Origin of the sequence: Caballeronia sp. S22 (assembly GCF_964261745.1) — a bacterium.
GTDB lineage: Bacteria > Pseudomonadota > Gammaproteobacteria > Burkholderiales > Burkholderiaceae > Caballeronia > Caballeronia jiangsuensis.
In genome coordinates this window covers 3,091,883-3,115,102 of sequence record NZ_OZ180035.1, presented here as the reverse complement: position 1 = coordinate 3,115,102, position 23,220 = coordinate 3,091,883, and the positions used below count along the sequence as shown (strand labels likewise).

Genomic DNA, 23,220 nt, shown 5'->3' with positions numbered 1-23,220 from the left:
CGCGGCGAAAGCGCCGTGGCACAATGCGCGCTTTCAGCACATCGCAACGAGCGCCGACATGTCCGCCATTTTCGAACGCAAGATCATCACGCGCGAAGCGCTCGCCGCGCGCCGTCCGGCCCTTGCCGGTCCCATCGTGTTTACCAACGGCGTCTTCGACATTCTTCATCGCGGTCACGTGAGCTATCTCGCCGATGCGAAAGCGCTCGGCGCGACGCTCATCGTCGGCGTGAACAGCGATGCGTCCGTGCGCACGCTCGGCAAGGGCGACGATCGCCCGATCAATCGCGAAGACGATCGCATGGCGCTGCTCGCGGCGCTGGAAAGCGTCGACTGGGTCGTGAAGTTCGAGGAACCGACGCCGCTCGAGCTGATCGATGCGTTGCGCCCCGACGTGCTCGTGAAGGGCGGCGACTACGACATGGACAAGCTGGCCGAATCGGCGCTGGTGCGCGGCTGGGGCGGCAAGGCGCTCGCCATCGCGTTCGAGCACGATCGATCGACGACCGCGCTGCTCAAAAAGGTCCGCGCGCAGTCCTGATTCGCGTTCGCGGGATCACTGCCCGAGCGGCGCGGACTGCACGTTGGCGGCAGGCGCCGGTCCGCCGACGCGCGGCTGATCGAACGCTTCTTCGGGGCTCAGCGGTCGCGTAGCGAGCGCTTCGGGATGAACCTGCTGCAACAGATGATGCGGCTCGCGCGCGCCCGCGGCGGGAAGCGGGCCGAACATGCCGCGCATGACCGCGAACATCAGCAGGTTGCCGAGAATCAGAAGGGCGATCAGCCAGCGCAGCATTCTTTTGCTCCGTCCATCAATCGAATCGGTCAGTCAGACGACTGGCGCGCTGTCGCGTCCCGCGCGATGAGCGCGAGGCCGGACAGCACGAGGGAATCATGTCGCGTGTACGGCACGTCGAGTGCCCCCGCGATTTCATTTGCCGCGCCGCCGCCGAGCACGAGCCGGACGTCGGCGTGCCAGTCTTCTTTCAGGTCACGCCACGCGCGTTCGATCAGCGCCGCCTGCGAGAGCAGGCATCCGGACGAGAGCGCGGCGGCGGTGTCGGTGGCGAAGAGACTGCGTGTCTGATTCAGCGCCTCGCGCGCCGATGCGGCGTCGAGCGTCGGCAATTGCGCGGTATGGCTGCCGAGCGATTCCATCATCAGCGACCAGCCGGGCGCGATCAGGCCGCCCGTGAAGACGCCGTCGGCGCGCAATGCTTCGAGCGTCGTCGCCGTGCCGAAAGTCGCGACCAGCAGATGCTCGCCCGGATAGGCCGCCCGCGCGGCGATCATGCCGGCCCAGCGATCGCTGCCGAGGCGCGTCGGGTCCGCGTAAGTGTTGATCACGCCGCACTGCCCGGCGCGCGCACGCACGACGGTGCGCGGGAGCGTCGGCCAGCGCGCGTCGATCAGACGCTGGATGCGGTTCTGCACCGGCATGCCCGCGACGTTCGAAATCCATGCGCTCGAAGGCGTGGGCAACCCGGACCAGGCATCGAGCGCGGCGTCATCGGCGGCGGTCGAATGATGCGCATGCTCGAACGCGCCGTTCGACAGCGACGCGCCGGTGTCATCGACGAGCGCCCACTTGATGCGGCTGTTGCCCGCATCGATGAGCAGATACGGCGCTTCGCTCACGGACGCTCCCGCGCGAGCCGCAGCGTGAGTTCGCCGGTCGTGACCGTGCGCGGGCCCTCGGGCGCGTCGATCAGCAACTGGCCGCTTTCGTCGACACCCGATGCGATCCCGCGCGTCACTTCCATGCCTTGATCCATCAGCACGACTTCGCGTCCGGCCCAAGCGTGCGCGTCGAGCCAGCGCTGGCGGAACGGCCGGAAGCCTTCAGTCTCGAAACGCGGCAGCGCAGCGTCGAGTGCGTTGAGGAGCGCGGCGAGGGTGTCGGTGAGATTGGCGTCGGGCCATGCGCGCGCGAGCGCCGCGGGCGTGGTGCCGGGCGCGGACGGCGTGGCCTGGCGGTTGGCATCGTCGACCTGAGCGGCTAACTGCTCCGCGCCATGCAGATTCACGCCGATGCCGATGACAACCGCCGTCGCGCCCGGCGTATTCCACGCGGTTTCGATCAGGATGCCGGCGAGCTTCCCGTCGTCGAGCAGGACGTCGTTCGGCCATTTCAGCGCGGGTCGCGCGGATGGCGAGAGCGGCAGATGCGCAAGCGCGTCGAGCACGGCGGTGCCGACAGCGAGACTCAGACCCGACAGCCCTTCGATCGGCCGCTTCAGCACGCAGCCGACCGACATCAACAGCGCATTGCCCGGTTCGGCGAGCCACGCGCGGCCGCGCCGTCCGCGCCCCGCGGTCTGCGAATACGCGACGCGGGCGAGCGGCGCGGGCGTGGTGCCGCGACGCGAGGCGCGCAACTGCTCCATCACGTCGGCGTTCGTCGAGCCCGTTTCGTCGACGATATCGATGGTCCAGTCGCGGGCGGGCCGCTCGGCGAGCGTCGCGAGCCGGGTTCGGTCGATGCGCCAGGGCGCGTCGGGGGCGAAGGGAGTTGAGTTCATGGCGGATATTGTAGCGGCGCAATGCCGGTTTTTCGCTTGCTGAAACCTCGCCTTGTAAGGTGTGGCGCCGATTTCGGACTTTCGCGGCGTGAGATCATCCCCTCGCCCCCGCGACACACTTCGCTACAATGTCCTCTCCCGTTTAACCGCGTCTCACCGCGCCATCGATCCTTGGACTTCGACACGCCGCCGCGCCTACGAGTGGAAGCCGGTCAGCAGGGCAAGGTGGTCCGGCTCTCGGGCCAGTGGACCGCGCTCGCGCTCGCCCGCGACCGCGCGAAGAGCGGCGTCACGCGGCGGCTGCGCGCCATCGGGCGCGAGGCGATCGGCCAGTGGGATCTGTTGTCGATCGAGCGGCTCGATCACGTCGGCGGTCAGGCACTGTGGCGCGTGTGGGGCCGCAAGATGCCGGCGACCATCGCGCTGTCCGATACCCAGCGCGAAATCTTCGAGCGCGTCGCGCTGCTCGATGCCGAGCGCGAGGAACCCGAGCCCGTCGATCGCGTCGATCCCGTCACACGCCTCGGCCAGCTCATCTTCGATTTCTTCGATCACCTCTACGGCGGTCTCGCGATGTTCGGCGCCTTCGTGCTCGATCTCGTCGGGCTCGTGCGCCGTCCGCAGCGCATTCCGTGGACGGAAATCTCCGCCAATATCTACAGCGCCGGCGCGCAGGCTCTCGCGATCACCGCGCTCGTCGCGTTTCTGATCGGCATCGTGCTGAGCTATCTGTCCGCGCAGCAGTTGCAGGCGTTCGGCGCGAACCAGTACATCGTCAACATTCTCGGGCTTTCGGTGATCCGCGAGCTCGGACCGGTGCTCTCCGCGATTCTCGTCGCCGGGCGTTCGGGTTCAGCGATCACCGCGCAGATCGGCGTGATGCGCGTCACGGAAGAACTGGACGCGATGCAGGTCATGGGCATCCCGCACGGCCTGCGGCTCGTGCTGCCGCGCGTGATCGCGCTCGGTATCGCGATGCCGCTGCTCGTCATGTGGACCAACATCATCGCGTTGACGGGCGGCGCGCTGGCGGCGAAGCTCGTGCTGTCGATCGACATGAACTTCTTCATCCGCTCGCTGCCGTCGGTCGTGCCGATCGCGAATCTGTGGATCGGGCTCGGCAAGGGCGTCGTGTTCGGCATGCTGATCGCGCTCGCCGCGTGTCACTTCGGTTTCCGCATCAAGGCGAATTCGCAGAGTCTCGGCGAAGGCACGACGACATCCGTCGTGACATCGATCACCATCGTGATTCTCGCGGACGCCGTGTTCGCGATCCTGTTTCAGAACGTCGGACTCTGACCGCCATGTCGACCACGCTCGCCACAGCCGTTCGCCATCAGCCGCCGCCCGTCATCGCGGAACCGGTGATCGAGGTGCGCGATCTCACCAAGCGCTACGGGCGCACGGTGATCCACGAGCATCTGAATCTTGATGTGCGGCGCGGCGAGATCGTCGCGCTGCTCGGCGGATCGGGCTCGGGCAAGACCACGCTCGTGCGGCAGATGCTCGGGCTGGAATCGCCGACATCGGGCACCATTCGCGTGCTCGGCGAGGAATGGGCGCAGATGGACGAGGAAACGGCGAAAATGCTGCGCACGCGCTCGGGCATGATGTTCCAGCAAGGCGCGCTGTTCTCGTCGCTGACCGTGTACGACAACATCGCGCAGCCGTTTCGCGAGCTCGGCAAGATTCCCGAGGACCTGATCCGCGAATTCGTGATGTTGAAGCTTGAGATGGTCGGGCTGTCGTGCAAGCACGCGAGCAAGATGCCGTCGGCGCTGTCGGGCGGGATGGTGAAGCGCGTGGGCATCGCGCGGGCGATCGCGCTCGAGCCCGAACTGCTCTTTCTCGACGAACCGACCGCCGGCCTCGATCCGAAGGCGTCGGACGAGTTCGTCGATCTGATCGCTACGCTGCATCGCGCGCTCGGGCTGACCGTCGTTCTCGTCACGCACGATCTCGATACGATGGTCGCGCTCTCGACGCGCGTCGCCGTGCTCGCGGAACGGCGCGTGCTCGTCGCGGCGCCGGTGGAGGAAGCGTGCGCGGTGGATCATCCGTTCATCCGCGAGTATTTTCTCGGACGGCGCGGGCGTCGCGCGCTGCAGGCGCTGCCGCTCGAGCGCCGCGCGAAACTGCCGCCGGCCGCGCTCGAGGACGCGCCGATCGCCGTCAACAAATAGCCGAACGACGCCTCACCGACGCCGCCGCGAAGTCAAAGGAACCTGCCGATGGAAAACAAATCACACGCGTTCTGGACCGGGCTCTTCACGATCGTCCTCGTGCTGGCCATCGCGTTCGCCGTGTTCTTCTTCAACGTGGATCGCACCGTGCGCGTGCCTTACGACCTGATCGCGCGGACCAACGTGACCGGCCTCTTCACGGACGCGGCCGTGCGTTATCGCGGCCTGGGCGTCGGCAAGGTGCAATCGATCCGATTCGACAAGGAGCATCCCGGCCAGATCCGTATCCGCATTCTCGTCGACAAGAACGCGCCGATGACCCACTCCACCTTCGCGACGCTCGGCTTTCAGGGCGTGACGGGCATCGCGTTCGTGCAGCTCGACGACACGGGCAAGGACACCTCGCCGCTCGATTCGTCGCCGCAAAATGTTGCCGAAGTGCCGATGCGCGCGGGCCTCTTCGAACAGTTGCAGCAGCGCGGAGACGTGATCCTGAAGAAGTTCGAGCGCCTGTCCGAGGACGCCGACAAATTCCTTTCCGACGACGTGCGCGATCAGCTCATGGCCACGACGAAAAGCCTGCAGGGCGCGGCGGACAGCATCACGGCGCTCGCGGGTCAGGTCCAGCCCGCCGTGGCCCAGTTGCCGCAGACGCTCAAGCAGCTCAACACCACGCTCGCCTCGACCAACCAGTTCGTGCAGAACCTGAATCGTCCGGATGGCCCGTTCGTCGCCAATCTGAACAAGGCGGGCAAGGCTGCCGAGGAAGCGGGCGCGGCGCTCGCGGACATGAACGAGTCGCTGCGCTTCGTGACGGCGCGCGTCGGCTTCGAGGCGTTGCCGCGCTTCTATTCGTTCGGCGACGACGTGAGCGCGGCGGCGCGTTCGGTCGATCGCGCCGCCGACGCCTTCAGCACCAATCCGCGCAGCGTGCTCTTCGGCGCGCCGCAAAAGGAGCCGGGACCGGGCGAGCCGGGCTTCACGTGGCCCGCGAAAGCAGCGCATTGATCGAGAAAACGACATGGCAGACATCGACATGAAAGGAGCAGTCGCGGCGTTCGCGCTCGCTTGCGTCACGCTGCTCGCGGCTTGCGGATCGACGCCGACCGCGATGCCGAACGCGCATTACGACCTCGGCGCGGCGCCGGCCTTCGACGCGACGGCCAACAGCCTGCCGATGCCGCCGGTGAAGGTGCTCGCGGTGGGCGCGCCGCGCAGTCTGGAAACCGACTCTTTCGCGTATCGGCTGAGCTACGTCGATGCGCAGCGCACCGGCAACTATTCGGACAGCCACTGGACGATGCCGCCCGGGCAGCTTCTCACGCAGCGGCTGCGCGATGCGCTCGCGGCGCGCGGCCCGATCCTGTCGGGCGCCGATCCGGTGCGCGCCGTGCCGCTGCTCGAAGTCGAGCTGACGAGCTTCGAGCAGGTCTTCGACGCGCCCGAACAAAGCCACGGCCTCGTGTCCGTGCGCGCGACGCTCACGCAGCAAGGCCGCGTGATCGGCCAGCGCAGTTTCGCCGCGAGCGCGCCCGCGCCGAGCGCCGACGCATCCGGCGGCGCGCGGGCGCTCGCGGCCGCATCGGACGATGTGATCGCGCAACTTTCCGCGTGGCTTGCCGCGCAACCCCTTTCCGCTTCGCGATGACCTTCGGTCGTTCCACCATCCGCCCAGCACGGAGGCGTCCGGGCGGCTCATGACGATCAAGCAATGGCAGCGCCGCCCGTCGGCGTTTTCCCGGCAGGCGCTCGCCGCGTACGCGGTGCTGGTGGTCTACGGTTCGCTCTATCCTTTTTCCGGCTGGCGCTCGCTGGGCCTGAGCCCGCTCGCGTATCTCGCCGATCCGCTGCCGCGGTATCTGACCGTCTTCGATGTCGTCACGAACGTGCTCGGCTACATGCCGCTCGGTTCGCTGATCGTGCTCGCGCTGTATCCGCGTGTGCGCGGCACGCTTGCGGTGGGCGCGGCGCTCGTCGGCGGCGCGTTGCTGTCCGGCACGATGGAAGCCATCCAGACGTATCTGCCGACGCGCGTCGCCTCGAATCTCGATCTCGCCGCCAACGCGTTCGGTGCGCTGGTCGGCGGCGTGCTGATCGCGCCCGCGACGAGCGCGCTGCTCGACCGCGGCCTCCTGCGACGCATCCGCTTCACGTGGTTCGAGCGCGACGCGGCGTATGTCATCGGACTGTCGGCGCTGTGGCCGTTCGCGGCGATGTTCCCCGCGCCGTATCTCTTCGGCGGCGGCGATCTGCCGCGCGTGCTATGGGACGAGCTCGACCCGGCGATGCAGGACGCGATCCTCGCGTGGACGCCCGCCGCATGGGACGTCGAAAGCTGGCCGGACCGGATCGGCGCACTGCTGCCCGACGACGCGTGGGAAGCGCTGATCACATCGACGAGCCTGTTCGCGGCGCTCGTGCTCGTGACGCTTCTCACACGCCATCGCGCGCCGCGTATCCGGCTGATGCTCGGCCTCGTCGCGATCACGCTCTTTGCGAAAGCGGGCGCGACGTTCCTGCAATCGCGCGCGGGCCTGACCTTCGACTGGGCGACGGACGGCGCACTCGAAGGCATCGGCATCGCGATCACGGCGGGCGTGCTGTCGGTATCGCTGCCGCGCGGACTGCGGGCGGCGCTCGCGGGCGCGGCGCTCGTCGTTTCGCTCGCGATCGTCAATCTGCTGCCGGTGAATCCGTATTTCGACATCGTGCTCGCCGACTGGCGGCAGGGACGCTATCTGCATTTCAACGGACTCGCGCACTGGCTCGCGTGGGTATGGCCGTATGCGGCGCTCGGCTGGCTCGCGTCCGCGGCGGAGCGCGCGTGGCTCGCGCGGCGTCGCGCGCGCAAGGCAAACCGCCCGGTGTGACGCGGCGGGCACGAACATCGCTGGCTATAATCGACCGACACTCTTATCGCCCACGCTCATGGATTCCTTCTATAAGTACCACGTGTTCTTTTGCCTGAACCAGCGCGATGCCGATGCGCCGCGCCCGAGCTGCGCGAACTGCAACGCGCAGGCCATGCAGGAGCACGCGAAAAAGCGCGTGAAGCAACTCGGCCTCGCGGGCGAAGGCAAGGTGCGCATCAACAAGGCCGGGTGTCTGGACCGCTGCGAACTCGGTCCGGTCGTGGTCGTGTATCCGGAAGGCACGTGGTACACGTACGTCGATGAAACCGACATCGACGAAATCGTGGAGTCGCATCTGGCCAACGGCAAGATCGTCGAACGTCTTCTCATCGATCAACCCGCATAACGGCAGCCATGAACGCGCAAACCGAAAAATTCCTGATCGACGGGCCGGTCGGCAAGATCGAATGTGCGCTCGATCGCACCGATGCCAATAGCCAGCCCGCGCGCGGCATCGCGCTCGTCGCGCATCCGCATCCGCTCTTCGGCGGCACGATGGACAACAAGGTTGCGCAGACGCTCGCGCGCACCATGGTCCAGCTCGGCTACGTGACGTATCGCTCGAATTTTCGCGGCGTCGGCGCGACGGCCGGCGAGCATGACAACGGCATCGGCGAGCAGGACGATCTGCTCGCGCTGATCGACCACATGCGCGCGCAACCCGGCCAGGCCGACGTGCCGATCGTGCTCGCAGGCTTTTCATTCGGCACGTTCGTGCTGTCGCATGTCGCGAGGCGCATGCTCGAAGCGGGGAAGGAAATCGAGCGCATGGTGTTCGTCGGCACGGCGGCGAGCCGCTGGGAAGTCGCGCCCGTGCCCGACACCACGCTCGTGATTCACGGCGAAGTCGATGAAACCGTGCCGATTCAATCCGTCTACGACTGGGCGCGGCCGCAGGAATTGCCCGTCGTCGTGATTCCGGGCGGCGAGCACTTCTTTCACCGGAAGCTGCATATCCTCAAGCGCGTGATCGTCGACGCGTGGCGCTGAGGATTCTCTCCTCGAACGAGTGTCGCAAGGTGCCTGAAGGGCATTGGGCGCGCATCGTTTCGTGACCGGCAAAAGCGGCTAGGCGCAGCCTGAAAAACGTTAAAACCCGCAGCAACAGCGCAGATTCGAAGGAAAACGGAAGCGGGCCGCGCGTATAATGGCGCAGAATTTTTTCGCTGTTTCCGGCCGTGCGATGCCGCCGAATTTCTCGCAGTCATCGAAACGCCGGCTTCCGAGAACCGTTTTCGCGTCCGTCTGTCGAACGAGCGCTTTTCGCCGCGGCGCCGCGCGTGCCGCTGTCCTGGCGATAAGCCCGATCAACAGCGACGGTCAGCCTGTTCAACCCGTGCTTCGCCGATCATCCGATCCCCGATCGTCCTCGTCGCAGCCTGCTTTTTCCGCCGATCGATCCTATGCGCTTTGTCCCTGCCGGCCTGTCTTTTCCTTCTGTTTCCATCGTTCATCATCGAACCATCAAAGCCGCACTCGTGCTGCCCGCCGTGCTGGCCGCCGCAAGCGCCTTCGCGCAAGTCGCGCCGCCCGAGGTGACCGCGCGCTCGTGGGTGCTCGTCGATGCCACCAGCAATCAGGTGCTCGCATCGGGCAATCCCGATGAGCGCGTCGAGCCTGCATCGCTCACGAAGCTGATGACCGCGTATCTCGTTTTCGATGCGCTGAAGGCGAAGAAGATCAACATGGATCAGACCGTCATGCCGAGCGAGGCCGTGCGCCGCGTGCGCACGGACGAGTCGCGCATGTTCATCGAAGCGAACAAGCCGGTCACCGTGCACGATCTCGTCTACGGCATGATCGTGCAGTCGGGCAACGACGCGGCCATCGCGCTCGCGGAACTCGTCGGCGGCAGCGAAACCAACTTCGTGCAGCTGATGAACGCGGCGGCGAAGCGCATCGGCATGAAGAACACGAATTTCGCCGATGTGAACGGCATGCCCGATCCGCAGCACTACACGACCGCCGGCGATCTCGCCGTGCTGTCCACGCGCCTCGTGCGCGACTTCCCCGAGTACTACAGCATCTTCTCGGTGAAGGAATTCACGTACAACAAGATCAAGCAGCCGAACCGCAACCGCCTGCTGTGGCTCGATCCGACCGTCGATGGCCTCAAGACCGGCCACACGAAGGCCGCGGGCTACTGCCTGATCGCGACCGCGAAGCGCTCGCTCGTCGGCGTGCCCGATGCGAGCCGCCGCCTCGTCGCCGTGATGATGGGCGAGCCGAAAGAGCACAACCGCGTGCAGGACAGCCTGAAGATGCTGAACTACGGCTACACCGCGTACGACGCGCTGCGCCTGTACAAGGCGAATCAGGTGATCGACTCGCCGCGCGTGTACAAGGGCGCCGCCGACAGCGTGCAGGCTGGCGTCATGACGGACCAGTACATCACCGTGCCGAAGGGTCTGGGCGAGAAGGTCAAGCCGACCGTCACGCACAACGACCTGCTCGTCGCGCCGATCAAGAAGGGCCAGCAAATCGGCTCCGTCAAGATGATGGCCGACGGCAAGGAAGTCGCGCAGTTCCCGCTCGTCGCGTTGCAGGACGTGCCGGAAGCGGGCATCTTCGGCCGCCTGTGGGATTCGGCGCTGCTCTGGTGGCAAAAGCGGAAGTAATCGACGTAAGCGAAGTTGAACGACAGGTTGAGAAAGGAGCGGTCCCGATGAGCCAAGCCGAAGTCTTCGATCCCACGGTTTATCTGAACGGCGAGTGGGGGCCGCTCTCCGAAGCGCGGATTCCCGTGCTCGATCGCGGGTTCATTTTCGGCGACGGCGTGTATGAAGTCGTGCCGCTCTACGCGCAAGCCGATGGCGCGCGCCTGCCGTTCCGGCTCAAACAGCATCTCGCGCGACTGAATCGCAGTCTCGGCAAGATTCGCATCGACAATCCTTTCGACGACGCCGGCTGGCGCGCGTTGATCGATCGCGCCATTAGCGAAAACGCCGGCACCGGCGACGCGCTCGTCTACATTCAGGTCACGCGCGGTGTCGCGAAGCGGCGCGGGCACGCATTTCCGGCGGGCATCACGCCGACCGTGTTCGTCATGCTCGGCCAGCTCGTGTTTCCGAGCATGGCGGATCGTGCGCGCGGCGCGGTGGCCGTGACCGCCGAAGACAAGCGCTGGCTGCATTGCGACATCAAATCGGTATCGCTGCTCGGCAACGTGCTGATGGCGCAACACGCCGCCGAAAACGACGCGCTCGAAACCATCCAGTTGCGCGACGGCTTGCTTACCGAAGGTTCGTCCTCAAATGTGTGGATTGTGAAGGGCGGCACCTTGCTGGGCGCGCCGCGCGGACCGCGTATTCTCGAAGGCATCCGCTACGGGCTCATCGAGGAACTGGCGCGCGAGGCGGGCATTCCGTTCGAGGAGCGCGACATCACCGAAGCCGAGTTGCGTTCGGCCGACGAAGTCATGATCAGCTCCGCGACCAAGGAAGTCATGCCGATCACCACGCTCGACGGAAAAAGCGTCGGCGACGGCCGGCCCGGTCCGATCTATGCTGCACTCTACGACGCCTACCAGCGGGCCAAGGCGCGCGAGTTCGCGGAAGAGGCCGCGCGGGCCAAATGAAGCGCGAAGTGAAGGAGAAAGCCATGTCCGACAAGCAACAATCCACCGATCCGACCGATTCCGCCGCGCACAGCGCCGACGAGTTGTTCGACTTTCCCTGCGATTTCCCGATCAAGGTGATGGGCAAGACGCATCCGGAATTCCACGACACGATCGTCAGCCTGCTCAAGGAGTTCGACAAGGACTTCGACGCATCGCGTGTCGAGGCGCGTCCGTCTTCCGGCGGCAACTACACGGGGCTCACCTGCACCGTGCGCGCGCAGAATCGCCCGCATCTCGACGACATCTATCGCGCGCTCACCGGCCATCCGATGGTCAAGGTAGTGCTTTGATCTTGCCCGCCGGCGCGTCGCACACCGCCGGCGTGCGCTCGTAGAGCAGCCTGAACTGCTCGGCCTCCTCGAAAACCCATTCCCTGAATGCCTGCACGCGCTTCGTCTGAAGCAGCGCCGTCGGGCACACGAAGTAGTACTTCCACGGGCTCGGGCCGTCGATATTGAACAGCCGCACGAGCCGTCCCGCACCGATTTCCTGCATCGAGAGCGAGCGGCGCACGAGCGCGATGCCCTGACCGTCGATGGCCGCCTGCAGAAGATTCGACGAATCCTCATATAGAACGCCGCGCCTGGGTTCCTCGATGTCGTTGAGCCCGGCCGCGTCGAACCACGGACGCCAACGCTCATCTTCCGAGCGCAATAGCGGCAGGTTCGCGAGATCGCGCGGTGTCCGCGGCAACTCGCCGCCGCGAAAATTCGGCGCACAGGCGGGGAAGAACACCTCGTCGAGCAGTTCCTCCGAGTGCAGGCCCGCGTACTTGCCAAAACCGAAGCGGATGGCGACATCCACGTCGTCGCGGTTGAAGTCGGTGAGCGCGTTCGTCGACAGCAATTCGAGGTCGATTTCCGGATGCTTTTCAATGAACCGGCCCACGCGCGTCGTCAACCACCGCGCTGAAAACGACGACAGCATCGAGACGATCAGCCGGCGGTCGCGATCGCCCGAACGGATGCGCCTCGTCGATTCAGCCAGTGCGACGAGCGCCGCACGTACCTCCGCCGCGTATTGCCTGCCGCGGTCGGTGAGACGCACGCGTTTGCCGTCGCGCGCGAAGAGCGACACGCCGAGTTCGGCCTCCAGCGCGCGGATCTGATGACTGACCGCGCCGTGCGTGACGAAAAGCTCGTCGGCGGCGCGGGAAAAGCTCTCGTGTCGGGCGGCGGCTTCGAAGGCGCGCAGCGCGTTCAGGGCGGGAAGCTGTCGGAGGTCCATGTGGATTGTCGGCGTTGTCGTTGTCAATACAGCTCACATAGCAGTGAAAATTGATCGTTTTGCCTGATGCCTTGCCACGCCTAGGATTGTAGTCATCGAAACGTTCCCTTGGCGGAGTCGATCATGCGAGAAATATCAACAAGCGTCACCTTCGAAATCAAGCCCGGCGAAACCGTGCCGATGCGCATTGCGCGCGGTACGCGTCTCACAGTCCACGGCAGCGCCGTCTGGGCGACGCGCAGCAACGACATCGAAGATTACTGGCTCGTCCCCGGCGATAACCTCAAGCTGCGCGAACGCGAGCGGCTCTGGCTTTCCGTCGAAGGCGACCGTCCGGCTTATGTCGTTTTCACGATCCTGCCGCGCTGCGACGAACGTGCGATGCATTGGGTTTCGACCAGCGTCGAGCGCCTCGCGCAACGGTTCCGCGCCGGATGGCGCACCGTCTGAGCCAACTATTCGCATTTGCCATCGAAGGCATGCGAATTCACCATCGGCGGGCATGGGGCTATTTCGGTAAACTACCGGCACCATGTCCGCCACACCGCTCGCAGTCCCACAAGAATTCGACGACGCGCCCGACACCGTGCTCAGTTCCGGTGAGTTTCCGGTCGCGTTGCGCTGGCGCGGCCTCGAGCCGTACGGCCAGAGCTTCGACGCGATGCGCGCCTTCACCGACGCCCGCACGCCCGAAACGCAGGACGAAATCTGGCTCGTCGAGCATCCGCCGGTCTTCACGCTCGGTCTCGCGGGCGATCCCGCACATCTTCTGCTCGCTCAAAGCGGCATTCCGCTCGTCAAGGTGGATCGCGGCGGACAAATCACGTATCACGGGCCGGGGCAGATCGTCGCTTATCTGCTGATCGATCTGCGTCGCCGAAAACTGATGGTGCGCGAGCTGGTGCGGCGCATCGAAGAGGCCGTGATCGAAACACTCGCGACGTATAATCTCGCGACCGACCGCAAGGCCGGCGCGCCGGGCATTTATGTGGCGCGGCCATCGGCGCGGCAGGCCGAACGAGGCGCGAACGTTCGTTCGCACGAGCTCCATGAAGGCGCGAAGATCGCCGCGCTCGGACTCAAGATTCGCAACGGCTGCAGCTATCACGGCGTGAGCCTCAATGTGAGCATGGACTTGCAGCCGTTCCTCGCAATCAACCCGTGCGGCTACGCGGGACTCGAAACGGTCGACATGGCGACGCTCGGCGTCGCGGCCGACTGGCGCGACGTAGCTCTCGTGCTCGCCGAACGGCTGGCACTTCAAATCGGCGGCCTCCCCGCAACTTCCGCCGCAACAACCGGATCGACCGAATGACTGACGCAACCGCAAACCTGGCCGGCGATAGCGCCGCTTCTGCTTCGTCGCCCACCGCCTACGACGCCACTGCGAAGCAGAAGGCACAAGCGAAGACGTCGCGCATTCCGATCAAGGTCATCCCGATCGAGAAGCTGAAGAAGCCGGACTGGATCCGCGTGCGCACGGCAACGGGCAACTCGCGCTTCAACGAAATCAAGCACATCCTGCGTGAGCACAACCTGCATACGGTGTGCGAGGAAGCGAGCTGCCCGAACATCGGCGAATGCTTCGGCAAAGGCACCGCGACGTTCATGATCATGGGCGACAAGTGCACGCGCCGCTGCCCGTTCTGCGACGTCGGCCACGGACGCCCCGATCCGCTCGACGCGGACGAGCCGCTGAATCTCGCGCGCACCATCGGCGCGCTGAAGCTGAAGTACGTGGTGATCACGTCCGTCGATCGCGATGATCTGCGCGATGGCGGCGCGGGGCACTTCGTCGAGTGCATCAGGCAGGTTCGCGAGCATTCGCCGGAAACGCGCATCGAAATTCTGACGCCTGACTTCCGCGGCCGTCTGGATCGTGCGATCGGCATTCTGACCGCCGCGCCGCCCGACGTGATGAATCACAATCTCGAAACGGTGCCGCGTCTCTACAAGGAAGCGCGTCCGGGCTCGGACTATCACCATTCGCTGAAGCTTCTGAAGGACTTCAAGGCGCTGCATCCGGAAGTCGCGACGAAATCGGGCCTGATGGTCGGTCTGGGTGAAACGGAAGAAGAAATCCTTCAAGTGATGCGCGATCTGCGCGCGCACGATGTGGATATGCTGACGATCGGTCAATATCTGCAACCGTCGGAGCACCATCTGCCGGTGCGGGCTTATGTACATCCGGATACGTTCAAGATGTACGAGGAAGAGGCGTACAAGATGGGCTTCACGCACGCGGCCGTCGGCGCGATGGTGCGTTCGAGCTATCACGCGGATCTGCAGGCGCATGGCGCGGGCGTGGTTTGAGCGCTTTTGGCTCTGCCTGAAAAGAAAAACCCACGGACCTCCGTGGGTTTTTTTATGATTGAACGAACGTTGCAGCCGTCCAGATCATCGGACACCCGTATTCCGGATTTCCAGAATCCCGGATTACGCATGCTCATGCGTTAAGAAATACCCTATAAAATCAACGGCTTAAAAAGAGTAAAGCCTGGCATCGCCCTTGCAATATAAACGGCACGGCCCATGAGCCGCCCATAAAAGTCAAGGAGACAAGCAGATGAACCCTCTCGCATCCAAACGTCCCTGAGTCCGTCGACGAAGCGGCTTTTCGCTTACGCGGCGCGATTCGGCGTGCGCATCCCACAGATTCATCCGCGCACCCAGAAAGCTTCTCCACGTCCAAGCTCGCCGCTGGCTATCCCTCCGCCAATCGCTTGTTATTGCCTGGAACCATCGTGAAAAAACCTATCCATAAAGTCCTGTACGTGCAGGTGATCGTGGCCATCATCATCGGCATCGCGCTCGGGCACTTCTATCCCGCTCTCGCCACCGACATGAAGCCGCTCGGCGACGCCTTCATCAAGCTCATCAAGATGGTGATCGGGCCGATCATCTTCTGTACCGTCGTCACTGGCATCGCGGGCATGGAAGACATGAAGAAGGTCGGGCGCGTCGGCGGCAAGGCGCTTCTGTACTTCGAAATCGTGTCGACGTTCGCGCTGATCCTCGGCCTCGCCGCGACGCACATCCTGAAGCCCGGCGTCGGCTTCAACGTCGATCCGGCCACGCTCGACCACAAGGCCGTCGACTCCTTCGCGACGAAGGCGCACGGCCAGAGCACGGTCGACTTCTTCATGCACATCATCCCGGACACGCTGGTGTCGGCGTTCGCGCAGGGCGAAATCCTCCAGATCCTGCTGATCGCGCTCCTGTTCGGCTCGGTGCTCGCGCACATCGGCGAGCGCGGCAAGGTCGTGACGAATTTCATCGAAGGGCTGTCGAGCATCCTGTTCGGCATGGTCGGCATCATCACGAAGCTCGCGCCGATCGGTGCGTTCGGCGCGATGGCGTTCACCATCGGCAAGTACGGCATCGGCTCGCTGCTGCCGATGCTCAAGCTCGTCGGCACGTTCTATCTGACGTCGATCATCTTCGTCGTCTTCGTGCTCGGCGCGATCGCGCGCATGGTCGGCTTCAGCATCCTGAAGTTCGTCGCGTACATCAAGGAAGAGATGCTGATCGTGCTGGGCACGTCGTCGTCGGAAGCGGCGCTCCCGCAACTGATGCTCAAGCTCGAAAAGCTCGGCTGCTCGCGCTCGGTCGTGGGTCTCGTCGTGCCGACCGGTTATTCGTTCAACCTCGACGGCACCAACATCTACATGACGATGGCCGTGCTGTTCATCGCCCAGGCGACCAACACCGATCTCACGTGGGGCCAGCAACTGACGCTGCTCGCGGTGACGATGCTCACGTCGAAGGGCGCGAGCGGCGTGACCGGCGCGGGCTTCATCACGCTGGCGGCGACGCTCGCTGTCGTGCCGACCATTCCGCTCGCGGGCATGGTGCTGATTCTCGGCATCGACCGCTTCATGTCGGAATGCCGCGCGCTGACGAACATCGTCGGTAACGGCGTGGCGACGGTCGTCGTGTCGGCGTGGGAGAAGGAACTCGACCGCAGCAAGCTGAAGGCGGCGCTGTCACGCGAAGTCGACGTGACCGACCGCAACGAAGCCGAAACGGTCTGAGCGCGAGCTCATCATGAACGCGGCGAAGCCTCGATCCACGAGCGCTTCGCCGCGTTCGCTTGCCGGCTCGTTCTCGAAGCCTTATCCAGAAGGCGCGTATGCCACAATGACAGATCCTCATTCGCGGGATTCTGCTCACGTGACGCGTCGCATCCTCGTGTTTTTCGCGCTGTGCGCCGCGCTCGTGGCGTGCTGCGCGCTCACGTGGCATCTCGCGTGGCAGAGCGGCATCGATGAACTGAGGCTCAATGCCGCCGCGCGCGTCGATCGCACGACGAACACGCTCAAGAGCACGCTCGACCGCTACGAATATCTGCCGTATCTGCTGTCGCGGCATCCTGTCGTCCAGAACGCACTCGATCATCCCGATAAAGCCAACGTCGAGCGCGCGAACCGCTATCTCGAAGATCTCAACGCACGCGCGCATGCCACGGTCACGTATCTGATCCGCTCGAACGGCATCAGCGTCGCCGCGAGCAACTGGAACGCGGCGGACAGCTTTGTCGGCGTGGACTATAACTTCCGGCCGTATTTCATCGATGCGATGAAAGGCGGCGTCGGCCGGTTCTTCGGCATCGGGACGATCTCGATCGAACCGGGCTATTACATCTCGCAGCCGGTCTATCGCGAAGGCACGCGCGAGATCATCGGCGTCGCGGTGGTCAAGCTCAATCTCGAATGGCTGCAAGGCGCCGATGCGTCCGAGCCGCTCATCGTCACGGACGATCACGGCGTGATCTTTCTCTCGTCGGTGCCGGCGTGGAAATATCACACGGTGCGGCCGCTGCCGCAGAACATCGAGGCTTCGGTCTATGCGACGCGCCAGTACGCGCAGCAAGCCATCACGCCGCTGCCGATGACCGTTGTGAAGACGCTCGAAGGCGGCGCGCAGATCGTGCGTGTCGGCGGCGGGCGCAAGGCGCCGGCGTATCTCGCGACGCATCGTTCGATCGGCGAGCCCGACTGGCAACTGATCACGATGGCCGCGCTCGATCCCGTCGAAAGCGCCGCGCAGAACGCGGTCATCGTCACGGCGCTCGTGTTCGTGTCGCTGTGCCTGCTCGCGTTCTACTGGCGCATGCGCCGCGCGCGCGTGCGCGAAATGATCCGTAGCCGCGAGTTGCTGCAGACCGCGTATGCCGAGTTGAATCAGCGCGTCGCGGAGCGCACGGCGGATTTGTCCGAAGCGAATGCGCAGCTGACGAAAGAGGTCAACGAGCGCACGCGCGCGGAGCAGGATTTGCGCGCCGCGCACGATGAGCTCATTCAGGCCAGCAAGCTCGCGGCGCTCGGGCAGATGGCGGCGGGCATCACGCACGAACTCAATCAGCCGCTCGCCGCGTTGCGCAGTTTCTCCGACAACACGCGCGTGCTGATCGATCGTGGCGATCAGGCAGCGGCGCGCGAGAATCTCGAAGCGATCGCATCGCTGACCGAGCGCATGGGCAACATCACGAATCAGTTGAAGCTCTTCGTCACGAAGGCGCGCCCGAAGAACGCGCGCGCGGACGTCGCGCGGGCATTGCGCCAAGTGTTCTCGATGCTGCGGCCGCGCATGAAGAATGTCGTCACCGATATCGCGCCCGAACTTGTGGAAGGCAGCGCGCCCGTGTTCGTGCGTTGCGAGGATTTGCGGCTCGAACAAGTGTTCATCAATCTGATCGGCAACGCGCTCGATGCGGTCGCGTCGTGCGACAAGCCGCGCATCGTCATCGAACTGAATGCGCTCGCGGACACGATCGAACTCGTCGTGCGCGACAACGGCCCCGGCATTCCCGCCGAAGCGTTGCCGCGTCTTTTCGAGCCGTTCTTCACGACGAAGGAAATGGGGCAGGGCCTGGGCCTCGGGCTCGCGATTTCATCGGCGATCGCGCGCGATTACGGCGGCACGCTGCTCGCGCGCAATCGCGAGGCGCCCATCGTCGCGGACGGACCCGAAGGCGGCACACAGGCCGACGCGGACGGATCGTACGGCGCAGAATTCGTACTGACGCTGCGTCGCGCGTAGCATTCGAAACATTGAATCGAGACAAGACAATGAGCACCGGTTTGCAGGTGATCTTCATCGAAGACGACGAACTCGTGCGCCGCGCGAGCGTGCAGACCCTGCAACTCGCGGGTTTCGACGTGACCGGCCACGGCAGCGTCGAATCCGCCGCGCGCTCGATCGACGCTAGTTTCCCCGGCGTGATCGTGAGCGATATTCGCTTGCCCGGCGCGAGCGGCCTCGATCTGCTCGCGCAATGCCGCGAGCGCGCGCCCGAAGTGCCGGTGATCCTCGTCACCGGTCACGGCGATATCTCGATGGCCGTGCAGGCGATGCGCGACGGTGCATATGACTTCATCGAAAAGCCGTTCGCGTCCGAGCGTTTGATCGAAGCCGTGCGCCGCGCGCTGGAGCGCCGATCGCTGGTGCTCGAAAACCAGGCGTTGCGGCGTGAGCTGGCTGGCCAAAGCCGCATCATCGGGCGCAGTCCGGCGATCGAGCAGGTGCGGCGGCTGATCGCGAATATCGCGCCGACGGATGCTTCCGTGCTCATCAACGGCGATACGGGCGCGGGCAAGGAGCTGATCGCGCGCAGCCTGCACGAAATGTCGCCGCGTCGCGACAAGCCGTTCATCGCGGTGAATTGCGGGGCGCTGCCGGAGCAGATGTTCGAATCGGAGATGTTCGGCTACGAGGCGGGCGCGTTTACCGGCGCGCAGAAGCGGCGCGTCGGCAAGCTGGAGCATGCTTCCGGCGGCACGCTTTTTCTCGATGAAATCGAGAGCATGCCGCTCTCGTTGCAAGTGAAACTGCTGCGCGTGTTGCAGGATGGCGTGCTGGAGCGGCTCGGCTCGAATCAGCCGGTGCGCGCGAATCTGCGCGTGGTCGCGGCCGCGAAGGGCGACATGAACGAACACGTCGCCGATGGCACGTTCCGCCGCGACCTGTTGTATCGGCTGAACGTCGTGACGATCACGCTGCCGCCGCTCAACGAACGCCGCGAAGACATCGTTCCGCTCTTCGAACATTTTCTGCTCGATGCAGCCGTGCGCTACGAGCGGCCCGCGCCGCTCATCACGGATCGTCAGCGCGCGGACTTGATGCAGCGCGACTGGCCCGGCAACGTGCGCGAGCTGCGCAACGCGGCGGATCGCATGGTGCTCGGCATTCTCGACGACGGCGGCGCGGCCTTGCTCGATATCTCGACGCAATCGCTCAAGGAACGCACCGAGCAGTTCGAGCGCGCGGTGATCGCGGAAGCGCTGGAGCACTGCGGCGGCGCGGTCGCGGTGGCGGCGGACCGGCTGCAGCTCGGCAAGGCGACGCTGTACGAGAAGATCAAACGATATGGAATCGTCGTGAAAGGCGATTCGTCGGAGCGATAAAAAAGGCCCGCTGGTTGCAGCCAGCGGGCCTTTATCTTTCGTGTTGTGTCGAGCGTGTTTAAGCCGAACCCAGCGCCTTGTCGAGCAGTTGATCCAGCTCCGCGAACGTCGGCTCGCCGACATAGCGCTTCAGGATCTTGCCGTTCTTGTCGATGACGAAGGTCGTCGGCGTCAGTTGCACGTTGCCGAACTGCTTGGCGGCGCTGCCGTCGTCCATCGCGACCTTGAACGGCAGGTTGCGCGTCTGCGCGTAGTTGCTGACGTACATCGGCGCGTCGTAGTTCATCGCGACCGCGACGAATTCCAGGCCACGGCCCTTGAACTTGTTGTACGTGTCGATCATCTGCGGCATTTCCTTCATGCAGGTCTCGCAGCTCGTCGCCCAGAAGTTGACGAGATAGACCTTGCCCTTGAGATCGCCGGATGTGGAAATCTTCTGTCCCGAAAGCAGCGTGAAGGTCGCGTCCGGCACCTTTTGCTGGCCGCCGAAGGCGAAATACCCGGTGCAGGCGATCACGCCCGCGACGAGCGCCATCACGATGTAGCGCAGCGGGCTCTTGGCGCGCGTGGATGTGTCTTGCGTGGATTGGGACATGTCGAACCTCGTGTTGCTCTCCCGCAAACGGCGGACACCGCCGCGATGGAGACTGCTGCGTATTTTAGCGCCAATTTCGGGATGGCTTCATGACACGCCGATAAGCCCGGCATTGCAGCGCGATAATGATGGTTTTCACGCAGCGGTTCCTCATGAAACGAGTTTTCTCCGTGTTTCCGTCCCTCTTGCATCGCGCGACTGTGCGCTTTCTTCCGAACGTTGCTTCCACGAGCAAACTGGTGTGCGCATCTGTCGCATGCGGCGCGCTGCTCGCCTGCACGCCTTCTTACGACTGGCGCACCGTGATGAACAACGACGATGGCTACGAAGTGACGTTGCCGGCAAAGCCGCGTTCGGATGAGCGCAAGATCGAAATCGCCGGCCAGCCGATGACGATGCGCATGCAAACCGCCGAAGCCGGCGATGCCGTGTTCGCGGTCGGCACGGTGGTGCTGCCGAGCGCCGATCCGCAATTGCAGCGCGCCACACTCGATTTCCTTCAGCAAGGGCTCGCGCGCAACGTCAACGCGCAGCCCGCCGCGCGCGCGACGCAGATCGAGCTCGCCGCCGGTGGGCGCGTGCTGGGAAGCGAGATGGAAGTGAAGGGCGAAGGCGGGGAGAGGCGCGAATCGCGGACGATCCAGGCGCGATTCGTCGCGCGCGGCGCGCATGTCTATCAACTGGCGATCGTGTCGGACAAGGCGCCGCCACGGGAGCAGGCGGATCAGTTCTTCACGTCCTTCAAACTCTTTTAGAGGAAGGCCTCGAAATTCTGCAGGTACTGATTTAAGAGTGCCTTAGTTCGGCGGAAAGAAGCTAAGTTCCTTCGTAAGTTTACGCGCTAATTCACGGATTCGTATGGACTTTTTCCGCTATCCACAATGTCTGTGGATAACATTGTGGAAAAGAGTGTGCGGTGGCGCGCAAAAGCCCAGTTCATACGGTTTACCTTACTTTGCCTTTGTTCGTGGCAAGCTAAATAATTCAATAAAATCAATGGTCTGCAAAATCAACTGAAAACGGGGGTTTGATCGGATGAAAAAGTGCCCCGGATCGCCTCAGTGTGCATAAGTCAAGTCTTGACAAGCGCTTTTCCACTAGCAGGGCGTGGGCCAGGGGCCGCCCGTGCTGGCATCACGCGACCGACAGCAGGCGCCGATACTGAACCGCTTCGGCGACATGCGACGCATCAGGCATATCGGCGCGGGCGAGATCGGCGATCGTCCGCACGACTTTGAGCACGCGGTAGTACGCCCGCGCCGACCAGCCGAAACGCTCGCCTGCCGCGCGCAGCAACGCTTCGCCCGCGGAATCGGGGCGGCAGACTTCGTCGGCTTCGCGGCCATCGAGATCGCGGTTGATCTTGCCCTGACGCTGCATCTGGATGTCGCGCGCTGCCGCGACACGCGCCGCGACGCTGCGGCTCGACTCGCCGCGCTCCACCACACGCGCCGACAATTCCGCGGGCGAAAGCGCCGGCAGTTCGATCTGAATATCGATGCGGTCCATCAGCGGACCCGACAATTTGCGCAGATAACGCGCGGCAACATCGGGCGAGCAGCGGCAACGTCCGCTCGGATCGCCGCGCCAGCCGCACGGGCACGGGTTCATCGCGGCGACGAGCTGGCAGGCGGCCGGAAAATCCGCCTGCTGCGCGGCGCGCGAAATCGTGATCTGCCCGACTTCGAGCGGCTCGCGCAGGGTTTCCAGCACCTTGCGATCGAACTCGGGAAATTCGTCAAGAAACAAAACGCCGAGATGCGCGAGCGTGATCTCGCCCGGCTGCGGCGGATTGCGCCCGCCGACGAGCGCGGCCGCGCTCGACGAGTGATGCGGCGCGCGAAATGGCCGCCGCCGCCACTGCTGTGGCGTGAAGCCGATCGAACTCGCCGACAGGATTGCCGCGGAGGTGAGCGCTTCGTCGTCGTTCATCGGCGGAAGCAGGCCCGGCAGGCGCGCGGCGAGCATCGATTTGCCCGCGCCGGGCGGCCCGACCATCAACAGGTGATGCCCGCCAGCCGCCGCTACTTCGAGTGCGCGGCGCGCAGCGGGATGGCCGATCACGTCGGCGAGATCGGCGGCTGGCGTACTTGTCGGGGAAAGCGGTGCGGCGCGAATCGGTCTGAGCCGCGCATCGGGGACATCGTTCAGATGCGCGCAGAGCGTCGGCAAGTCCGCCGCGCCGAAGACTTCGATGCCCGGCACCAGCGCCGCCTCCGCCGCGCTCGCGAGCGGCACGTAGATTTCCGGGATGCGCGTGTCCGGAGCGCGCATCGATGCGTAATGACGCGCCGCGCCGCAGACCATCGCGAACGCGCCGCGCATCGGACGCAGCGCGCCGGTCAGCGACAGCTCGCCGGCGAACTCGCGATGCTCCAGCGATTGCGCCGGAATCTGACCGCTCGCGGCAAGTATGCCGAGCGCGATCGGCAGATCGAAGCGACCGCTTTCCTTCGGCAGATCGGCGGGGGCGAGATTGACGGTGATTCTGCGGACGGGAAAGTCGAAGCCGCAGTTCTGAAGCGCGGCGCGCACGCGCTCGCGACTTTCACGGACTTCGAGATCGGGCAGTCCGACGATTGAAAACGACGGCAACCCGTTGGCGAGATGGACTTCGACGACAACTTCGGGCGCGCGCCCAGGAGCGGGCGCGCGGCTGCGTACCACGGCAAGCGACATGATTTCACCTGAAACGGCGCTTCAACCGCGCCGGCAATAAAACTGGAAACGCACGGCTCGCCAGCCGAGGTATGCGA

24 protein-coding genes are annotated in these 23,220 nt (G+C 64.6%); 18 read left to right on the top strand and 6 right to left on the bottom strand.

The window, feature by feature from the left end:
* Positions 1-58 precede the first annotated feature (58 nt).
* Complete coding sequence (rfaE2, locus tag ACEN42_RS14615) at positions 59-541, top strand: D-glycero-beta-D-manno-heptose 1-phosphate adenylyltransferase (RefSeq protein ID WP_371880290.1); 483 nt, start codon at positions 59-61, stop codon at positions 539-541.
* Between the two features lie 15 nt (positions 542-556).
* Here rfaE2 and ACEN42_RS14610 read toward each other — a convergent pair whose 3' ends face one another.
* The 3 genes from ACEN42_RS14610 to ACEN42_RS14600 are packed head-to-tail and all read right to left on the bottom strand — an operon-like array spanning position 557 to position 2,522.
* Complete coding sequence (locus ACEN42_RS14610) at positions 557-796, bottom strand: hypothetical protein (RefSeq protein WP_035497494.1); 240 nt, start codon at positions 794-796, stop codon at positions 557-559.
* Positions 797-825: 29 nt separating this feature from the next.
* Entirely contained in the window at positions 826-1,638 is an 813-nt protein-coding gene (locus ACEN42_RS14605; RefSeq protein ID WP_371880289.1) for a type III pantothenate kinase, read from the bottom strand.
* Positions 1,635-2,522 (bottom strand): biotin--[acetyl-CoA-carboxylase] ligase, encoded by an 888-nt coding sequence (locus ACEN42_RS14600; RefSeq protein WP_371880288.1) that lies wholly within the window; start codon positions 2,520-2,522, stop codon positions 1,635-1,637. Before ACEN42_RS14600 ends, ACEN42_RS14605 begins: the two co-directional genes overlap by 4 nt.
* A 171-nt stretch (positions 2,523-2,693) precedes the next feature.
* On the opposite strand from ACEN42_RS14600, the gene ACEN42_RS14595 reads away from it, so the two are divergent.
* The 10 genes from ACEN42_RS14595 (at position 2,694) to ACEN42_RS14550 (ending at position 11,526) form a co-directional block, all read left to right on the top strand.
* Complete coding sequence (locus ACEN42_RS14595) at positions 2,694-3,821, top strand: ABC transporter permease (RefSeq protein ID WP_035497497.1); 1,128 nt, start codon at positions 2,694-2,696, stop codon at positions 3,819-3,821.
* A 5-nt stretch (positions 3,822-3,826) separates the two neighbouring features.
* Entirely contained in the window at positions 3,827-4,705 is an 879-nt protein-coding gene (locus ACEN42_RS14590; RefSeq protein WP_238209609.1) for an ABC transporter ATP-binding protein, read from the top strand.
* A gap of 48 nt (positions 4,706-4,753) precedes the next feature.
* Positions 4,754-5,713 (top strand): MlaD family protein, encoded by a 960-nt coding sequence (locus ACEN42_RS14585; RefSeq protein ID WP_309879450.1) that lies wholly within the window; start codon positions 4,754-4,756, stop codon positions 5,711-5,713.
* 13 nt (positions 5,714-5,726) lie between these two features.
* Entirely contained in the window at positions 5,727-6,353 is a 627-nt protein-coding gene (locus ACEN42_RS14580; protein ID WP_371880287.1) for an ABC-type transport auxiliary lipoprotein family protein, read from the top strand.
* 49 nt (positions 6,354-6,402) lie between these two features.
* Positions 6,403-7,575 carry a VanZ family protein gene (locus tag ACEN42_RS14575; protein WP_187608693.1) on the top strand — a complete coding sequence of 391 codons (1,173 nt, stop codon included), beginning with the start codon at positions 6,403-6,405 and terminating at the stop codon, positions 7,573-7,575.
* A gap of 58 nt (positions 7,576-7,633) precedes the next feature.
* Positions 7,634-7,963: a ferredoxin gene (locus tag ACEN42_RS14570; RefSeq protein ID WP_035497506.1), complete on the top strand. Its 330-nt coding sequence runs from the start codon at positions 7,634-7,636 to the stop codon at positions 7,961-7,963.
* Positions 7,964-7,971: 8 nt separating this feature from the next.
* Entirely contained in the window at positions 7,972-8,607 is a 636-nt protein-coding gene (locus ACEN42_RS14565) for an alpha/beta hydrolase (RefSeq protein WP_187608692.1), read from the top strand.
* A gap of 413 nt (positions 8,608-9,020) precedes the next feature.
* A complete protein-coding gene (locus ACEN42_RS14560) occupies positions 9,021-10,235 on the top strand; it encodes a D-alanyl-D-alanine carboxypeptidase family protein (protein ID WP_371880286.1) in 1,215 nt (404 codons plus the stop codon).
* Between the two features lie 47 nt (positions 10,236-10,282).
* Positions 10,283-11,194 carry a D-amino acid aminotransferase gene (locus ACEN42_RS14555; RefSeq protein WP_371880285.1) on the top strand — a complete coding sequence of 304 codons (912 nt, stop codon included), beginning with the start codon at positions 10,283-10,285 and terminating at the stop codon, positions 11,192-11,194.
* Between the two features lie 23 nt (positions 11,195-11,217).
* Complete coding sequence (locus ACEN42_RS14550) at positions 11,218-11,526, top strand: DUF493 family protein (protein WP_035497926.1); 309 nt, start codon at positions 11,218-11,220, stop codon at positions 11,524-11,526.
* On the opposite strand, the gene ACEN42_RS14545 is transcribed toward ACEN42_RS14550, so the two are convergent.
* The gene (locus ACEN42_RS14545) at positions 11,510-12,463 is read right to left on the bottom strand and encodes a transcriptional regulator GcvA (protein ID WP_238209613.1); all 954 of its coding nucleotides are present in this window, start codon (positions 12,461-12,463) and stop codon (positions 11,510-11,512) included. The genes ACEN42_RS14550 and ACEN42_RS14545 overlap by 17 nt on opposite strands.
* Positions 12,464-12,586: 123 nt before the next feature.
* On the opposite strand from ACEN42_RS14545, the gene ACEN42_RS14540 reads away from it, so the two are divergent.
* The 6 genes from ACEN42_RS14540 (at position 12,587) to ACEN42_RS14515 (ending at position 19,869) form a co-directional block, all read left to right on the top strand.
* On the top strand, positions 12,587-12,913 hold the full coding sequence (locus ACEN42_RS14540) for a DUF2917 domain-containing protein (protein WP_371880284.1): 327 nt from the start codon (positions 12,587-12,589) through the stop codon (positions 12,911-12,913).
* 82 nt (positions 12,914-12,995) lie between these two features.
* Positions 12,996-13,778, top strand: a complete 783-nt coding sequence (gene lipB / locus ACEN42_RS14535; protein WP_371880283.1) for a lipoyl(octanoyl) transferase LipB — start codon at positions 12,996-12,998, stop codon at positions 13,776-13,778.
* Positions 13,775-14,776 carry a lipoyl synthase gene (gene lipA / locus ACEN42_RS14530; RefSeq protein ID WP_371880282.1) on the top strand — a complete coding sequence of 334 codons (1,002 nt, stop codon included), beginning with the start codon at positions 13,775-13,777 and terminating at the stop codon, positions 14,774-14,776. Before lipB ends, lipA begins: the two co-directional genes overlap by 4 nt.
* A gap of 431 nt (positions 14,777-15,207) precedes the next feature.
* Positions 15,208-16,497 carry a dicarboxylate/amino acid:cation symporter gene (locus ACEN42_RS14525; RefSeq protein WP_187608685.1) on the top strand — a complete coding sequence of 430 codons (1,290 nt, stop codon included), beginning with the start codon at positions 15,208-15,210 and terminating at the stop codon, positions 16,495-16,497.
* Positions 16,498-16,510: 13 nt separating this feature from the next.
* Complete coding sequence (locus ACEN42_RS14520; RefSeq protein ID WP_371880281.1) at positions 16,511-18,505, top strand: ATP-binding protein; 1,995 nt, start codon at positions 16,511-16,513, stop codon at positions 18,503-18,505.
* A gap of 29 nt (positions 18,506-18,534) precedes the next feature.
* The gene (locus ACEN42_RS14515; RefSeq protein WP_371880280.1) at positions 18,535-19,869 is read left to right on the top strand and encodes a sigma-54-dependent transcriptional regulator; all 1,335 of its coding nucleotides are present in this window, start codon (positions 18,535-18,537) and stop codon (positions 19,867-19,869) included.
* A gap of 58 nt (positions 19,870-19,927) precedes the next feature.
* On the opposite strand, the gene ACEN42_RS14510 is transcribed toward ACEN42_RS14515, so the two are convergent.
* Positions 19,928-20,464, bottom strand: coding sequence for a peroxiredoxin (locus ACEN42_RS14510; RefSeq protein ID WP_061116845.1), 537 nt, complete (start codon positions 20,462-20,464; stop codon positions 19,928-19,930).
* Between the two features lie 128 nt (positions 20,465-20,592).
* Between ACEN42_RS14510 and ACEN42_RS14505 the strand changes: the two genes are divergently transcribed.
* Positions 20,593-21,219, top strand: coding sequence for a hypothetical protein (locus tag ACEN42_RS14505; protein WP_187608781.1), 627 nt, complete (start codon positions 20,593-20,595; stop codon positions 21,217-21,219).
* Positions 21,220-21,598: 379 nt separating this feature from the next.
* Here the strand turns inward: ACEN42_RS14505 and ACEN42_RS14500 are convergent, their stop codons facing one another.
* The gene (locus ACEN42_RS14500; protein WP_371880279.1) at positions 21,599-23,143 is read right to left on the bottom strand and encodes a YifB family Mg chelatase-like AAA ATPase; all 1,545 of its coding nucleotides are present in this window, start codon (positions 23,141-23,143) and stop codon (positions 21,599-21,601) included.
* Between the last annotated feature and the right edge of the window lie 77 nt (positions 23,144-23,220).

Bases quoted from the DNA above. Each gene is read 5' to 3' on its own strand.
- ACEN42_RS14575 (WP_187608693.1), top strand. From the start codon at position 6,403: ATGACGATCAAGCAATGGCAGCGCCGCCCGTCGGCGTTTTCCCGGCAG.
- ACEN42_RS14610 (WP_035497494.1), bottom strand. From the start codon at position 796: ATGCTGCGCTGGCTGATCGCCCTTCTGATTCTCGGCAACCTGCTGATG.
- rfaE2 (WP_371880290.1), top strand. From the start codon at position 59: ATGTCCGCCATTTTCGAACGCAAGATCATCACGCGCGAAGCGCTCGCC.
- ACEN42_RS14500 (WP_371880279.1), bottom strand. From the start codon at position 23,143: ATGTCGCTTGCCGTGGTACGCAGCCGCGCGCCCGCTCCTGGGCGCGCG.
- ACEN42_RS14560 (WP_371880286.1), top strand. From the start codon at position 9,021: ATGCGCTTTGTCCCTGCCGGCCTGTCTTTTCCTTCTGTTTCCATCGTT.
- ACEN42_RS14505 (WP_187608781.1), top strand. From the start codon at position 20,593: ATGGTTTTCACGCAGCGGTTCCTCATGAAACGAGTTTTCTCCGTGTTT.
- lipB (WP_371880283.1), top strand. From the start codon at position 12,996: ATGTCCGCCACACCGCTCGCAGTCCCACAAGAATTCGACGACGCGCCC.
- ACEN42_RS14580 (WP_371880287.1), top strand. From the start codon at position 5,727: ATGGCAGACATCGACATGAAAGGAGCAGTCGCGGCGTTCGCGCTCGCT.
- ACEN42_RS14590 (WP_238209609.1), top strand. From the start codon at position 3,827: ATGTCGACCACGCTCGCCACAGCCGTTCGCCATCAGCCGCCGCCCGTC.
- ACEN42_RS14545 (WP_238209613.1), bottom strand. From the start codon at position 12,463: ATGGACCTCCGACAGCTTCCCGCCCTGAACGCGCTGCGCGCCTTCGAA.
- ACEN42_RS14585 (WP_309879450.1), top strand. From the start codon at position 4,754: ATGGAAAACAAATCACACGCGTTCTGGACCGGGCTCTTCACGATCGTC.
- ACEN42_RS14510 (WP_061116845.1), bottom strand. From the start codon at position 20,464: ATGTCCCAATCCACGCAAGACACATCCACGCGCGCCAAGAGCCCGCTG.
- ACEN42_RS14555 (WP_371880285.1), top strand. From the start codon at position 10,283: ATGAGCCAAGCCGAAGTCTTCGATCCCACGGTTTATCTGAACGGCGAG.
- lipA (WP_371880282.1), top strand. From the start codon at position 13,775: ATGACTGACGCAACCGCAAACCTGGCCGGCGATAGCGCCGCTTCTGCT.
- ACEN42_RS14570 (WP_035497506.1), top strand. From the start codon at position 7,634: ATGGATTCCTTCTATAAGTACCACGTGTTCTTTTGCCTGAACCAGCGC.
- ACEN42_RS14540 (WP_371880284.1), top strand. From the start codon at position 12,587: ATGCGAGAAATATCAACAAGCGTCACCTTCGAAATCAAGCCCGGCGAA.
- ACEN42_RS14550 (WP_035497926.1), top strand. From the start codon at position 11,218: ATGTCCGACAAGCAACAATCCACCGATCCGACCGATTCCGCCGCGCAC.
- ACEN42_RS14565 (WP_187608692.1), top strand. From the start codon at position 7,972: ATGAACGCGCAAACCGAAAAATTCCTGATCGACGGGCCGGTCGGCAAG.
- ACEN42_RS14520 (WP_371880281.1), top strand. From the start codon at position 16,511: ATGAACGCGGCGAAGCCTCGATCCACGAGCGCTTCGCCGCGTTCGCTT.
- ACEN42_RS14600 (WP_371880288.1), bottom strand. From the start codon at position 2,522: ATGAACTCAACTCCCTTCGCCCCCGACGCGCCCTGGCGCATCGACCGA.
- ACEN42_RS14515 (WP_371880280.1), top strand. From the start codon at position 18,535: ATGAGCACCGGTTTGCAGGTGATCTTCATCGAAGACGACGAACTCGTG.